The sequence below is a fragment of the Actinoplanes sp. NPDC051859 genome (assembly GCF_044452725.1).
GTDB lineage: Bacteria > Actinomycetota > Actinomycetes > Mycobacteriales > Micromonosporaceae > Actinoplanes.
In genome coordinates, this window is the sequence record NZ_JBITBX010000011.1 from 288,248 (window position 1) to 301,820 (window position 13,573).

General features: G+C 68.8%; 17 protein-coding genes and 1 pseudogene. 6 read left to right on the forward strand and 12 right to left on the reverse strand.

What is annotated here, in order from left to right; genetic code table 11:
• Positions 1–323: 323 nt before the first annotated feature.
• The gene (locus tag ACIA1L_RS26515) at positions 324–530 is read right to left on the reverse strand and encodes a hypothetical protein (protein WP_396075652.1); all 207 of its coding nucleotides are present in this window, start codon (positions 528–530) and stop codon (positions 324–326) included.
• A gap of 190 nt (positions 531–720) precedes the next feature.
• Here ACIA1L_RS26515 and ACIA1L_RS26520 point away from each other — a divergent pair, with 190 nt between their 5' ends.
• Positions 721–2,208 (forward strand): WD40 repeat domain-containing protein, encoded by a 1,488-nt coding sequence (locus ACIA1L_RS26520; protein ID WP_396075654.1) that lies wholly within the window; start codon positions 721–723, stop codon positions 2,206–2,208.
• Between the two features lie 4 nt (positions 2,209–2,212).
• On the opposite strand, the gene ACIA1L_RS26525 is transcribed toward ACIA1L_RS26520, so the two are convergent.
• Positions 2,213–3,022, reverse strand: a complete 810-nt coding sequence (locus tag ACIA1L_RS26525) for a hypothetical protein (protein ID WP_396075655.1) — start codon at positions 3,020–3,022, stop codon at positions 2,213–2,215.
• A 50-nt stretch (positions 3,023–3,072) separates the two neighbouring features.
• Complete coding sequence (locus ACIA1L_RS26530) at positions 3,073–4,377, reverse strand: choice-of-anchor B family protein (protein WP_396075656.1); 1,305 nt, start codon at positions 4,375–4,377, stop codon at positions 3,073–3,075.
• A gap of 132 nt (positions 4,378–4,509) precedes the next feature.
• Here ACIA1L_RS26530 and ACIA1L_RS26535 point away from each other — a divergent pair, with 132 nt between their 5' ends.
• Positions 4,510–4,815 (forward strand): PEP-utilizing enzyme, encoded by a 306-nt coding sequence (locus ACIA1L_RS26535; protein WP_396075657.1) that lies wholly within the window; start codon positions 4,510–4,512, stop codon positions 4,813–4,815.
• Positions 4,812–5,384, forward strand: coding sequence for a transcriptional regulator (locus ACIA1L_RS26540; protein WP_396075658.1), 573 nt, complete (start codon positions 4,812–4,814; stop codon positions 5,382–5,384). Before ACIA1L_RS26535 ends, ACIA1L_RS26540 begins: the two co-directional genes overlap by 4 nt.
• A gap of 7 nt (positions 5,385–5,391) precedes the next feature.
• On the opposite strand, the gene ACIA1L_RS26545 is transcribed toward ACIA1L_RS26540, so the two are convergent.
• Positions 5,392–6,210: a DUF4142 domain-containing protein gene (locus tag ACIA1L_RS26545; RefSeq protein ID WP_396075659.1), complete on the reverse strand. Its 819-nt coding sequence runs from the start codon at positions 6,208–6,210 to the stop codon at positions 5,392–5,394.
• Between the two features lie 161 nt (positions 6,211–6,371).
• On the opposite strand from ACIA1L_RS26545, the gene ACIA1L_RS26550 reads away from it, so the two are divergent.
• Positions 6,372–7,013 (forward strand): LysE family translocator, encoded by a 642-nt coding sequence (locus ACIA1L_RS26550; protein WP_396075660.1) that lies wholly within the window; start codon positions 6,372–6,374, stop codon positions 7,011–7,013.
• 27 nt (positions 7,014–7,040) lie between these two features.
• On the opposite strand, the gene ACIA1L_RS26555 is transcribed toward ACIA1L_RS26550, so the two are convergent.
• The 3 genes from ACIA1L_RS26555 to ACIA1L_RS26565 are packed head-to-tail and all read right to left on the reverse strand — an operon-like array spanning position 7,041 to position 8,938.
• The gene (locus tag ACIA1L_RS26555; protein WP_396075661.1) at positions 7,041–7,529 is read right to left on the reverse strand and encodes a hypothetical protein; all 489 of its coding nucleotides are present in this window, start codon (positions 7,527–7,529) and stop codon (positions 7,041–7,043) included.
• A gap of 16 nt (positions 7,530–7,545) precedes the next feature.
• Positions 7,546–8,154 (reverse strand): NAD(P)-dependent oxidoreductase, encoded by a 609-nt coding sequence (locus tag ACIA1L_RS26560; RefSeq protein ID WP_396075662.1) that lies wholly within the window; start codon positions 8,152–8,154, stop codon positions 7,546–7,548.
• Position 8,155: 1 nt separating this feature from the next.
• On the reverse strand, positions 8,156–8,938 hold the full coding sequence (locus ACIA1L_RS26565) for an inositol monophosphatase family protein (RefSeq protein ID WP_396075663.1): 783 nt from the start codon (positions 8,936–8,938) through the stop codon (positions 8,156–8,158).
• A gap of 66 nt (positions 8,939–9,004) precedes the next feature.
• Here ACIA1L_RS26565 and ACIA1L_RS26570 point away from each other — a divergent pair, with 66 nt between their 5' ends.
• Positions 9,005–9,928 (forward strand): LysR family transcriptional regulator, encoded by a 924-nt coding sequence (locus tag ACIA1L_RS26570; protein WP_396075664.1) that lies wholly within the window; start codon positions 9,005–9,007, stop codon positions 9,926–9,928.
• On the opposite strand, the gene ACIA1L_RS26575 is transcribed toward ACIA1L_RS26570, so the two are convergent.
• From ACIA1L_RS26575 to ACIA1L_RS26585, 3 genes are all read right to left on the reverse strand, one after another.
• Entirely contained in the window at positions 9,912–11,066 is a 1,155-nt protein-coding gene (locus ACIA1L_RS26575; protein WP_396075665.1) for an RNA polymerase sigma factor, read from the reverse strand. The genes ACIA1L_RS26570 and ACIA1L_RS26575 overlap by 17 nt on opposite strands.
• 13 nt (positions 11,067–11,079) lie before the next feature.
• Complete coding sequence (locus tag ACIA1L_RS26580; RefSeq protein WP_396075666.1) at positions 11,080–11,490, reverse strand: YciI family protein; 411 nt, start codon at positions 11,488–11,490, stop codon at positions 11,080–11,082.
• Between the two features lie 115 nt (positions 11,491–11,605).
• Entirely contained in the window at positions 11,606–11,932 is a 327-nt protein-coding gene (locus ACIA1L_RS26585) for an IPT/TIG domain-containing protein (RefSeq protein WP_396075667.1), read from the reverse strand.
• Between the two features lie 354 nt (positions 11,933–12,286).
• Between ACIA1L_RS26585 and ACIA1L_RS26590 the strand changes: the two genes are divergently transcribed.
• Positions 12,287–12,697, forward strand: coding sequence for an ATP-binding protein (locus tag ACIA1L_RS26590; protein ID WP_396075668.1), 411 nt, complete (start codon positions 12,287–12,289; stop codon positions 12,695–12,697).
• A gap of 9 nt (positions 12,698–12,706) precedes the next feature.
• Here the strand turns inward: ACIA1L_RS26590 and ACIA1L_RS26595 are convergent, their stop codons facing one another.
• The gene (locus ACIA1L_RS26595) at positions 12,707–13,030 is read right to left on the reverse strand and encodes an STAS domain-containing protein (RefSeq protein ID WP_396075669.1); all 324 of its coding nucleotides are present in this window, start codon (positions 13,028–13,030) and stop codon (positions 12,707–12,709) included.
• Between the two features lie 189 nt (positions 13,031–13,219).
• A pseudogene (locus tag ACIA1L_RS26600) lies at positions 13,220–13,573 on the reverse strand (hypothetical protein); the annotation flags it as partial.

Here is a 13,573-nt window from a genome sequence, read left to right on the forward strand (position 1 = left end):
CGCCCAGGCGTTAACGCCGTGCTGTGGTGCGCGACGGGTCTGCTCGCGCCCAGGCGTTGACGCCGTGCTGTGGTGCGCGACGAGTCTGCTCGCGCCCAGGCGTTGACGCCGCGCTGTGGTGCGCGACGGGTCTGCTCGCGCCCAGGCGTTAACGCCGTGCTGTGGTGCGCGACGGGTCTGCTCGCGCCCAGGCGTTAACGCCGCGCTGTAGTGCCTGACCGGACTGCTCGCATCGCCGGGTGCCCTCCCCGCGCCACAGCGCAGGAACGGGTTGCTCGCGTCTGGACGTTGTGGTGCGTAAGCGGTCGCTTGCTCCTGGGGACCTATGCCGCGATGTAATGCGCGACCGCCAGCAGGAGTCCGGTGGTGCCGCCGAAGGCTCCACCGCCGGCAATGACCGCCAGGGGCAACGGGACGCCGCCTGCGGCCGAAAGCAGTCCGGTAGCGACGCCGGCCAGGACCGCGACGATGGTGATGATCGCGGCCCAGACGAGGCGCGAGGCGGGGGTGGTGGCTGCGGGTGACGTCATGGCGGTGGATCCTCTTCCGGTAGCTCGGCTCAGCGGCTTGCTCGTCCAGCCTGTGCCGTCCAACCGTCGCGTTGACATCCCGTTCCGACTCCTGACATCCGCCGCCGAACTCTGCCGGCGGCAACCGGGAGAATGACATCCGCATGTCGTTGCTTTACATCCGCTGACAGAGCCGTGATGCTCGGCGCACATGGCAGCTTCTTCCGTCGTCGCCCCGGAGATTGGCCCGGCGGACCCACTGGAGCAGTTGCGGACAGCCATCCGCGAACTGCATCTGCATCAAGGTGAGCCGAGCACCCGCACTATCCGCGATCACACGGGCAAGGCGATCAGCCACACCACAGTCGCCGCGGTGCTGCGTTGCACCAGGTTGCCGCGTTGGGGCCAATTGGAACTGGTCGTCGAAGCGCTCGACGGTGACCTGGAAGCGTTCCGGGAACGCTGGAAGGCGGCCCGCCAAGCCGGCAAAGACGCATCCGGACCCAGTGCCGACCCGGCGAAGAACAGCCTGCCGGGCGTCTCGGGAGAGAACAGCCCGGCGCCGGAGAACTCGGTGTCGGACGGCCCAGTGCTGGACTGCCAAGCGCCGGGGGACGCGGTAGCGGACAGCTCGGCGTCGGGTGGTCGGCCGCCGGATCAGGCTTTGGCGGAGGCGCGGACGGTTGCCGCCGCGCTGCTGCACCTGACGAAGGACTGGAATCGGCGGCGGGCGGTCGGTCAGCCGCTTCCTGGCAACAACCCCCTGGTGTTGTCCGTAGCGTTCTCGCCTTTCGGCCTGCTCGCCAGCGCCAACGGCACCGGCACAGTGCGGCTGTGGAATCCGGATGTCGGCGAGTTGGGCGCTGAACCCTTACGCGGCCACAGCGGCAGCGTGTGGAAGGTGGCGTTCTCGCCGACTGGCCTGCTGGCCAGCGCCAGTGACGACGGCACGGTGCGGTTGTGGGATCCGGCCGGCGGGGCGCAGGTCGGCCAGCCGTTGCGGGGCCACACCAGCTTCGTGTTGTCCGTGGCGTTTTCGCCGGACGGCCGGTTGCTCGCCAGCGGAGGCGATGACGCGCTGGTGCGGTTGTGGGACCCGGCCACAGGGCGACCGGTCGGTGAGCCGTTCCGCAAGCACACTCAAGCCGTCCGGGCGGTGGCGTTCGCCCCGAACGGGAAGCTGTTGGTCAGCGCCGGCGACGATGGTGCGGTGCGGTTGTGGGATCCGGTCGGTGGTGGGCCGGCTGGCGAGCTGCCCCGCGAACACACCCGTACGGTCAAGACGATCGCCTTCTCGCCGGACGGTCGGCTGGCCCTCGCCGGCAATGACAGCCTCGTACGGTTGTGGGATGTTCAGCGCCAGCGACTGATCGGGACGCCGCTGCGCGGACACACCGGCGGCGTACGGGCGGTGGCGTTTTCTCCGGACGGGAGTCTTCTGGCGAGCGGCGGCATCGATGGCGTTGTGCGGTTGTGGAATGCCAGCACGGGGGAGTCGGTCGGTGAGCCGCTGCGTGGGCATGCCGGCACCGTACGGGCGGTGGCGTTTTCCCCGGACGGCAAGCTGTTGGCGAGCGCCAGCACCGGCGGGCATGCCACCGGCGACTCGCTGTGGCTGTGGCGGATGATCGATGCGTACGCCCCGGCGCCGGACGACATTGCTGCGTTGCGGGACGGGTTGCGGCAGATCGCCGGCTGATTGGTCAGGTGGTGAAGATGGTGAACGCGACCTCGTGGAGCGTGCCGCCTGCCCGGAACTGGAGGAACATGCGCTTGTCGCCGCGTTCGGCGAAGGCGGCGTGGAAGGACAGGACGCCGTCGGCGGGTGCGTCGCCGGTGATGTTGGCGGGCAGCGGGTGCAAGTGTTTGAGGCCTTGAGTGCGCACTTCGAAGGTCGACAGATGCGCGTACGCGCCCAGGTAGGGCTCCAGCGTCACGGGCTGCCCGGACGTGAGCACCTGGAACTGCATGCCGGTCTGGGTGCCGGAGGTGAGGTCGGCAACGCCGTCGAGGCGGCGCACGGTGTAGGCGCCGGAGCGCGCCTGTGCCTCGGGGGCGGGCACCGGGACCATGGTGGTGTCCCCGGCGATGACGAATGGCACGCCGAGCACGGTCGGATCGGCGCCGGTGGCCCGCTCGTGCGGCACGAACTCGGCGTAGACCCGGTAGGCGCCTCCGTCGCTGATGGTCACCGACGATCGCCAGGCGCCGGCACTGAACTCCGGGTGCAGGTGCTGGTAGCCGGACAGGTCGTCGCGGACGACGTACATGTGCATGGGTTTGGTGTGGACCTGCCGGAAGTCGGTGACCGGCCCGTCGGGGCCGGTGATGCGCAGCGCGATCGTGCCGGGGCCGCGGCCGGTGGGCAGGGTCAGCGCTTCGGCGCGGAAACCGTCGTAGGCGTCGGACAGTCCGTCGCCGTGGTAGGAGACGGCCGAGGCGGCGGGTGCCTGGGCGGGAGCGCGGCTGTCGGCGACCAGGTAGGCGGCCGCGGCGAACGCCGCCAGCAGCACCGCCGCGGTGAGGCGGCGGCGCTGCCGGTCGGATCGGGGTGGTGGCGTGCTCAGCGGACGGCCGCCGCGCCGGTCGGCCGCACCAGGTACAGGCCGACGCCGATGCTCTGGACCGCGACCACGCCGTTCTTCAGGAACGGCAGGGCCATCCAGGTGGCGCTGAAGCCCTTGGCGTTGGAGGCCGGATCGGTGTCGAAGAAGCCCACTTCCGGCAGCTTGGCCGAGGCGACGTTCGTGGTGTCGAGGATCCGCAGACCGCCACGGTACGAGGCCTGGAAGTGCCGGTTGCCGACCGTGTAACCGTTGTGGTTGACGAAGGTGCCGCGGGTGGCGACGTCCTTGCCCACGTAGCGGGCGGCGTCGAGCTTTTCGATGTTGTAGACGAAGTCCGGGCTGCCGCCGCGAGTGCTGATCGTCTCGTCGTTGACGATCATGTGCTTGTAGTCGCTGGTGGCGAAGCCCTGATGGATGAAGCTGGCGCCGGGGTGGGTGACGCTGGACAGGACCTTGATGTTCGCCTTGTCGGTCACGTCGAGGATCTGGAACCGCCGGCCCTGGCCGGTGTAGTTGAAGGCGATCTCCCGCCCGGTGAACCGGGTGTCGGGGCCGGCGTAGTTCACCACGATGGACTCGTGCGAGTAGACCTCGCGGTCGTAGCACGCGGCCAGCCGCAGGGTGAGCGGCGTCGAGATGTCGTAGATCGTCAGGCCCTTGCGGCAGGTGTTCGCGCCGGAGACGTACAGGAAACCGGTGGACTGGTTGATCCACAGGGTGTGGCTGTTCGTCAGGCCGGTGAAATGCGCGTCCGGGGTGAAGGTCTGCGTCGTGGTCAGCCCGCGCAGGCGGGTGAGGTCGAAGACCTGAATGCCGTGCGAGACCGAGTCCTTACCGATGTAGGCGTAGTTGCGGTAGGTGCGGATATCGCACCAGGAGGAATTAGTGCCATTGGCGGCCGGCAGGTTGCCGACATAGCGCGGGTTGACCGGGTCGGTGACGTTCACGAACGACACGCCGTTGGAGCGGCAGTACAGGACGTATTCGTTGTCGTCGCTGGTGTCCGTCCAGTACCACATGCTGGAGGATCCGCCGCCGCCGAGCTCGGACTGCGGCAGGAAGCTGAGCAGGTCGACGTTCTTGCACGGGTACTTGTCGACCTTACCGTCGATGCAGCTCAACGGCGCTCCGGCGATGCGTTCCCCGCTGCGCCACATGGGTTCGTAGATGCGGAGCATCTCGGCCTGCTCGGCCTTGCCCTCGGGGGTGCCCGGGTCGTGTGCCGTGGCCGGGGCGGCGGCGACGGCGAGCAGCAGGAGCGCGGTGATGGCGAGCGTCGTACGGCGTACTCCACGGAGCATGGTGGCGCCCTTTCGCGCGGAGGGGAGTGCGTGCCTAGACGCTAAGTAACACTGTGACGAACGTCAATGTCCTTGCCGGTATACCGTCATTCTGATGAGAAACCAGGCAAGCTCGTGAACATGGTTGCCGGCGTGCCCAGCAGTCCCGGCCGGGCCCGCGGCCCCGCCCGGCTGGTGCGGTCGGTCGACGACTTCGCCCGCGTACGCCACGGTGATGTGCTGGTGTGTCGGAGCACCGACCCGGCCTGGACGCCGCTGTTCCGGCTCGCCGCGGCCGTCGTCACCGAGACCGGCGGTATTCTCAGCCACGCGGCGATCGTCGCCCGGGAGTACGGCATCCCGGCCGTCGTCGGCGCTGCGCGGGCATTGGACCGGCTGACCGACGACGCGCCCGTCGTGGTCGACGGCACCCTCGGCATCGTGGAGCAGGACGAATGACTCATTCTTCAGCCACCGACCTGCTCGTGCTGCACGCGGTACGGCTCAAGGGGTTCGCGGACACCGCCGCCCTCGCCGCCCGGTTCGACCTCGATCCGGACCAGACCGGCGAGGACCTGCTCGACGCACAGGCGTACGGGTGGGTCGGCAAGTCGTCCTTCGCGGGGCTGACCGGTTGGTCACTCACCGACCGGGGGCGTACCCGGAACGAGGCGCAGCTCCGTGCGGAGTTGGACCAAACGGCCGCGCGGAAGGCCGTAGCCACCGTCCACGATCAGTTCCTGCCCCTCAACGGCCAAGCGCTCGCGGCCTTCACCGCGTGGCAGTTGGATCAGCCGTCCGCTGCCGTTGGCTGGTGGGGCAGCCTGGCCGAGGAACTCCGCGGCATCGAGCACGACCTGGTTGCCCAGCTGGCGCGGTTCGGCGGTTATCACACGCGGTTCGCCGCGGCCGCCGCCCGCGCTGCCGGTGATCCGTCCTGGATCACCGGCGTCGAGGTCGACTCGTGCCACCGGGTCTGGTTCGAGCTGCACGAGGACCTGATCGCGACGCTCGGCATCACCCGATGATGTGCGGTCAGGAATACCTGCTGCGTCGCCGGTAGGAAGGCCGCCGGGAGTTGCCCGTCGTGTAGCGCACGACGAAGACCGTGACGGCCGCGCTCGCAAGGGCGACCATGAGCAGGGCGAGCACCGGTGTCCCGCCGATGGCTGGCGTGCTGGCGTTCGCGGACGCCAACTGTGCGGTGCCGGCCGGCCCGGGTGCCGCGGCGTTCGGTGCCGGTGCGGTCGGCAGCGCGCCGAAGTCGACGATGTTGCTGCTCTCCAACAGTGTCATGTGGGTCATGACGAACTGGTTGGTGCGCTGGGCGAGCTTACGGATCGTGTCGTTGCGAGTGCTGGCCCGAATCGTGGCGATAGCGGGGAAGATCTTGCCGTGCGCTGCCCGCAGTCGATCGATGTAGATCTGGTCGAACTCCTCGCCCTCGGCCGCCTCCATCTCGTCGAGCCAGCCCTGCTGATCCGCGTTGGGCTTGGCCGGCAGCGCGATGTCCAGCTTCTTCGCCGCGTCCCGGACCAGCTTGTCCAGTACGCCGTGCTGCTCAGCGATGTCCTTGCCGATGGACTTGATCCGAGGATCGTTCGACTTCTCCTGGGCCATCTCACCGGCGGGGATTTCCCACAGCCCGGCCAGGCGGACCTTCGTGGCGAAGTCGCGGTCCGCTTCGGCGACGTCGCCCCGCCCGCGGTCGGTCAGCAACCCGCTCGGCGGATCCGGGACGCCGGGCTCGACAGCGCTGGCTCCCTGCGGGTCGAGGAATACCAGCGCAGCGACGATGAGAGCCACGTTCCGTGCGTGGCGGCGCCACCGAAACTTGTGATCGACGGTGCGCACGTGAGCCTCCACCCATTGCCGTGGATGTTTCCTGGTGCCCGAAAGTACGTAACATTTGGCGCTGCGGATCACCTCTGCGAATACGAATGTTTCCTGTCCGTAGGCCACCGCCGAAGTTTTGGCTCTTCCGCGCCGAAGGCGGGACGTGCCAGCGTCAGCTCATGATCACTGCAGGAGCCGCCTTCGGGGTCGCCATGGTCGCGCTGGGCATGGTGCTCACGCCGGGCCCGAACATGATGTACGTGGTGTCGCGCAGCATCACGCAGGGCCGCCGCGCCGGCTTCATCTCGCTCATCGGCGTCGGAGTCGGCTTCGGTTGCTATGTCGCCGCGACAGCCTTGGGGCTGTCGGTCGTGTTCACCGCCGTGCCGCAGCTCTACACCGCCATCAAGCTGGCCGGTGCCGCCTACCTGGGCTGGCTGGCGATCAAGGCGCTGCGCCCGGGAGCCGGCTCCCTGTTCGCCCCGGCCGACCTGCCACCGGACTCCGGCCGCCGGCTGTTCGTCATGGGGCTGCTGACCAACCTGCTCAACCCCAAAGCTGCCCTCATGTACGCCGCCCTCATTCCCCAGTTCATCGACGTGCAGGCCGGGCACCTGGTGGCACAGGGCTTCCTGCTCGGCGGCACGCAGATCGTGGTCAGTCTGCTGGTCAACGGGCTGCTGGTGCTGGCGGCGGGAACGATCGCGGTCTTCCTGGCCCGGCGCCCGAGCTGGCTGCGCGTCCAGCGGTATGTGACGGGTACCGCGCTCGGCCTGATAGCGGTCAAACTGGCGACCGACCGCACCCCGGTTGCTGCCTGACCCGCTGACGGTTCCCGGCCAGGCCCTTCACGGCTCTGGGCAGGTTTCGCAGACGCGGCACCGGCCCAGGTCGGAGCAATGCACCGCATGCCGCTCGCACCGTGCCTCCCACTCGTCTGCCGCCGGCCAACCTATGCCCGGCCCGTCGTGCGTGCTGACCGGCTCGAACGCAGCGACGACGCCGCGGAACTCTCGCAGGTACTCCGCGGCGTGCGGCGGGTCGTAGCACAGCTCATCCCACCGGTAGCGGGTGAGTGCCCGATCGATGGCGTCGACCAGAAACTGCCGTTGCGTCCCCGACTGGGCCGGGTCCCACGGCACCTCGGCGAGGTCGAAGCCGACCGTGCCGCGCCCGGACAGGTTCTGGTCGTGCAGCGCGAACCAGCGGGCGAAGGCCAGTTCCCAGGGCGTCTGCGCGAGGTCGGACAGAGCGAACTGCAGGACCGACTGGAAAACGTCGGTGGCACTGTTGCTCAGCGACAGCTCACGGCCGCCACCACTGAACCGATTCCCCATCTCACACCCCCGCGGATCAGACTACGGTCACGATCTGGCCGGGGAACCGGTGGTGAACGGCCTCATCCACCATCGCCGCCGCGACCGTTGCCCGGCTGACTCCGCGCGGGAAGAGTCGCCGTGGCGCCTGTTCCAAGGAACGGGTCTGCCGGTCTGGCGCGTCCGGTCCGGCGGTCATAGGACCGACATGGAAAACGGTGCCGCCCGCGGCGAGCACCGCGGCGTCAGCTGCGATTTTGTCGGGTAGCTCGTGGCGCATCAGGACGCCGAGCATCGCCCGGGTCAACGCTCCGGCCGCAGCGGCAGACGGGCCGGTTCCCAGCGCGCCCAACCAGATGATCCGCTCCACACCGGCGGCGACGACTGCCTGCGCGCCGGCGGTGAGCGTACCGGTGCCGGAGCTGTTGCTGGTGCCGAGCCCGGACAGCAGCACATCCGTCTCTGTGAGGGCGGCGGCAATCGAGCCAGGGTCCCGAACGTCTGCGGCGACGACGGTGAGCCCAGGCCGGACGGGTACGCGCTCCGGCCGGCGGGCGAGCGCCGTGACCGGCAGAGCCCGGTCGAGTGCCGCAGCAATCATCAGTTTTCCGGTGGCGCCGGTGGCGCCGAGGACGGCGATGCGCATGTCAGTTGGTCCCCACGATCTCGAAGGCGGCGGCGTGCACGCCGGGAGCGGCAGCGACGTAACCGGAACTGGCGATGTCCCACGGCTTGCCGTCGAGGTCGGTGACGATGCCGCCGGCCTCCCGGACCAGCAGCACCGGTCCGATGTGGGAGCGGACGTTCTCGAACTGCCAGTGCACATCCATCCGCCCGGCGGCCAGTTGGGCGAGCTGATGTCCCACCGGCACCGACGCACGGACGTAGAGAGCGTGTTGCTGCATCGCGGTGATCGCGGCGCCGACCCGCCGGGCCAGCGGCGCCGCGTGGCCGGGGCGGGCCTGACCGGTGCCGGTCAGGGCGACGGCAAGGTCGGTCTTCGCGGAAACAGTGGTGCGGTGATCGTTCAGGAAAGCGCCGCCGCCGGCTGTAGCCGTGAACATTTCCCCAGAAAGCGGGACGTAGAGCACGGTGAAATCGGGTCGGCCGTCGCGGACCAAGGTGACGCCAATGTTCCAGTCGGTCATGCCATGCACCAGGTTGAGGTTGCCGCCGACCGGATCGACGACCCACCGGGCACCGCCGGCGATCGGGCCGGTTGCGTGCTCGTCCTCCTCCCAGCCGGACCCGGGCAGGGCCGCGAGCAGGGCGGGCCGCAGCAGGTCGGTGACGGCTTCGTCATTGCGGCGCAGGGCGGCGAACAGCTCGGTCCGGGTCGTGACGCGGTTGCAGGGGGAGTAGCGGTCCAGAAGGCGGGCGCCCGCTTCGCGCACCAGGTTTGTCGTGCTGGCGATCAGTTCGTTGCTCATGCATCGAGTCTTGATCGCTCTTTTAGATAAGTCCAGTGCACTCTTGATAAGGTAAAGTTTACCGCCATGCAATTGGATCTGAACCTCCTGACCACGCTGGATGCCCTGCTCACCGAAGGCAGCGTGATGGGGGCAGCGGAACGACTGCACCTGTCGTCACCGGCGATCAGCCGTTCCCTCGGTCGGATCCGCAAGCTGACCGGCGACGACATCCTGGTGCGCACCGGCCGGACCATGACGCCGACGCCGTACGCCCTCGCGGTCCAGGAACAGGTCGGCGAGCTGGTCCGGCAGGCGAACACCGTGCTCCAGCCGCGCCGCGACCTGGATCCGGCGACACTGGAACGCACCTTCACCCTGCAATGCCACGACGCCCTATCCGCGGCACTCGCCCCGCCGTTGTTGACGGCAATCGCCGAGCAGGCCCCCGGCGTGCGGCTGCGGTTCCTTACCGAAGCCGCGGCCGACACCGACGACCTGCGGCACGGCCGGGTGGACCTCGCGATCGGCGCCGACGCCCCCGACCTCCCCGAGATTCGGACCGAAACCGTGGGTCACGACCGCTTCGTGGTGGTCCTGCGCGCTGCTCATCCGTACGCCGGACGCCTGGACCTCGCGTCGTACGCAGCCCAGCCGCACGTGCTCGTCTCCCGCCGGGGCCGGCTGACCGACCCGGTGGACGACCTGCTCGCCGCGCAAGGCTTACATCGCCAGGTCCAGGCGGCGGTCGGCTCCACCGCGACTGCCCTGCACATTGCCGGGTGCAGCGACGCCGTTGTAACCGCGCCGAAGGTGATGTGCCGCCCGCTGATCACGGCCTTTGGTCTGGCCGCCGAGCCACTCCCCGCGCCGCTGGTGTTGCCGCCCCTACCGATCATCGGCACCTGGCACCAGCGGTTCGACACGGACACCGCTCACGCCTGGCTCCGCGACCGGACCCGAGCGGTCCTGACGGCCATTCTCGACCCCCGGCTCAGCCCGGTCCGTTGACACGTTGTTGATGCAGCCGTGCGGCTCGGCGGGTGAGGTGATCCCGCTCGGCGAGGTTGGTCGCGGCTCGAGCGGCGTCCGCATACAGGCGGGCTGCGCGGTCCAGCTCGCCTGCTCGCTCGCGGAGGTGCGCCTCGACCGCAATCCGGCGGGGGACCGCCGCATCCACCTGCTCCAGCGCGGCCAACCCGGCGAGTGGTCCGTCCGCCTCACCCACCGCTACGGCCCGGTTGAGGCGTACGACGGGGCTGTCGGTGAGCTGGTGCAGTTCGTCGTACCACTCGACGATCTGCACCCAGTCGGTCTCGTCCGCGGTGCGCGCGTCGGCGTGTAGGGCGGCGATGGCGGCCTGCGCCTGATATTCGCCCAGCCGGTCGCGGGCCAGTGCGGTTTGCAGGATCGTCACGCCCTCAGTGATCAACGTGGTGTCCCATCGGGACCGGTCCTGCTCGGCCAGCGGCACCAACGAGCCCTCCGGCGTCGTCCGTGCGTCGCGGCGGGCGTGGTGCAGCAGCATCAGGGCGAGCAGGCCGGAAACCTCCTCGTCGGCGGTCAGCGCCGCCACCTGCCGGGCAAGCCGGATCGCCTCCTCGGCGAGGTCCAGGTCGCCGCTGTAACCCTCGTTGAAGACCAGGTAGAGCACCCGCAGAACGGTGGTGAGATCGCCCTGCTCGGCGAAGCGCACGCCCGACAGGGTGCGCTTCGCCCGACTGATCCGCTGGGCCATGGTCGCCTCGGGCACCAGGTAGGCGTCGGCGATCTGCCGCGTCGTCAGGCCCCCCACCGCACGAAGGGTCAACGCGACCGCGGAAGCCGCAGTAAGCGACGGATGGGCACACAGGAAGTAGAGCTGCAAGGTGTCGTCCGTCGTCGCCGCCACACCCGGTGGCGGCTCGGCCTCCACTCGCAGTTCGCGGGCCTGCCGCGCTGACTCCGCTCGCACCGTGTCGAGGAACCTGCGCCACGCAACCGCGATCAACCAGGCTTTCGGATCCGCTGGCGGCTCCGCGCGCCAACTGTCCAGCGCGCGGATCAACGCCTCCTGGACGGCGTCCTCGGCCGTCGCGAAGTCAGCTCCACGACGGACGAGCACACCGGTGACCGCGGGGATGAGCTCCCGCAGCGCAGCCTCCTCCACAGCCGGCCGCCGCTTACTCGGTGACCGTGGGAACGGTGTCGTAGAACGGGCGCAGCTCGAGCCATTCGTGGATCGGCGTACCGCCCGGCCCCGGCGCGGCGGACAGCTCCCCGGCGAGCTCCAGGGCACGCTCATAGGTGTCCACGTCGATCACCATCCAGCCGGCGATGACATCCTTGGTCTCCGCGAACGGGCCGTCGGTGACCGGCGGCTTGCCCGGGCCGTCGTACCGCACGAACGTGCCCTCGGGCGACAGCGCCTGGCCGTCCACGTACTCGCCGGTGTCCTTCAGCTTTTCCGCGAAGTCATGCATGTACTTCAGGTGGGCGTCGATCTCGGCGGGCGTCCACTTGTCCATGGGCTCCAAGGCAACGACCGGGGTCGGTCCACCGCGGTAGTGCTTGAGCAGCAGGTACTTCGCCATGACTGGGCTCCTCTCGGTGCGGCCGTCGGGGCCGCGTACACACCGGGGACGATGCCGGTCGCCGATTCTCGACATCCGGCCGCAGGAAATCTTCCCTCAGTTTCCGGCGACCCCGTCACCCCCGGGCAGACAACAGGGCCGGCTTCTGAGATCTCCCGATCCGAAGCCGGCCCGGCCGCCTGAGCGGCAGCGAAATCAGGCCCAGGTGAAGAGTGTGCTTTCTCCGGCCGTGTCGCTGGTGCCTCCGGCGTTGGTCACGATGACGTGACCGGTCGCCTTGGCGCGCCGGGACGGTGATGGTCAGCCGGGTCGATGAGATGATCTTGAATTTGGCCTTGGTCCCGGCCACTGTCACCGCCGTGGTGCCGGTGAAGTTCGCACCGGTCACGACAACCGTGGTTGCCGCCTTGAGCTTGCCCTGGTGGGTCGAGAGGGCGGTCACCGTCGCCTTCGGCGGTGCCACATAGCGGAAGTCGGTCAGATCGCTGGCGAGACTCTGCCCACCGGGCGTCGTCACCAGGACGTTCACCCAGGTGCCGGTCTTCTGCGCGGGTCCCGTACGGGGTGACGACGGTGATATCGACCTGGCCGGCAGCCCGCGCGGGCGTGGTGAACCGGAGCGACGTCGGCGACAGGACCTTGTAGGACCGTTCAACCCTCGTCGGTAGTCGGCCCTCAGCCTGGGCGAGGCAGGGTGCCGCTCAGCACCCACGCGGGTTGCAGTCCGGGTGTGCGTTCAGCCAGTCGGGGCGAACCGGTTTTGTTGCTGTATGGCAAAGGGTCTAACGTGTCCGACGTGACTGCCCCCGCAGTGCTCTTCGCCATGCGGTTCACGGCGCACGAACTCGACGATGTGCGCGTACGGGTGCGCGAACACTCGGCGGTCCGGGGCCTGGACGGCGATGACCTCACCGACTGGGTGATGGCGGTCAACGAGCTGGCCAACAACGCCGTGCGACACGGCAGTCCCACCGCGGAGTTGACGTTGGTGGTTGCCGCCGACCGGCTCCGCTGTCAGGTCCGGGACCAGGGCCGTGGCTTCGACGTGACCCGCTTCCTGGGTCGGCCGACCCGGCCCACGCTGACGGCTTCCGGAGGTCTCGGCCTGTGGCTGGTGGAACACACCGCGCAGATCCTGTCGATCACGTCCGGTGCAGACGGAACGACTGTCGCTGTCACTCCCCGGGTGGTGCAGCCGCCGGGCTGAGGGCATGCCTCAGTGCACGGTCAGTACCTCGAACAGCCCGGTGATCTCCAGCACTCGGCGTACCCGGTGGCTGGCATTGGCGACCAGGAACTGATTCCCATGGTCGTACGCCACGGAGTGGGCCGTCACCAGGCTGCCGATGGCGGACGAGTCCATGAAGGTGACCCCGCTCAGGTCCGCCTCCACGCGCTTCGTGCCCGTCCGGGTGATCTCGCTCAGCAGCAGGGCACGCAGGTCGTCCCGCACCGAGACGTCAAGCTCCCCGGTCAGGGCGACCGTGGCCCGGCCGTCGCATCGGTCCACGCTGTGCCGCCACATCGGCGTCGTTTTCACGAACTGGGCTCCCGTTCCCTGCGATGCCGGCCCGTCACGACGAACAAACCCGATCTCCAGCCCGGAGAGGACCACGGTAAAACATCCGACTCCACCTTCGCTTCGCCCGTGCGGGTACGAAATGCGTGGACGTCGGGTGCACGACAAAGCCGCCCGGTGGTGTGCCGGGCGGCCTGTGTCGTGGTGTGGTCAGCTGATCGTGACGTTGAAGATCGGGTTAGCGGCGAGGATTTTGAACGCGGTGAGGCTGGCGTTGGTGGAGTTGACGGAGATGTCGCGGTCGCCTTGGTCGTCTTTGGCGGTGTCGAAGTAGACGATGGCCTTGATGTTGGGCCGCTTCACCAGCTCCGGAATCACACTGTTGTAGCCGGCAACCTTGTCGGTGCGCTTGCCGACGCGGTGGTAGACACCCCACTCAGCAATCATCAACGGCTTGGCCGCGTGCTGCGTGGTGGCCCAGTCGTAGAACGTGGGTCCGTTCTTGGCTTTACGGTCGAGCAGGTCAGCGAACATGCCGTAGTGGTAGTAGCCCTTCTCCGCACT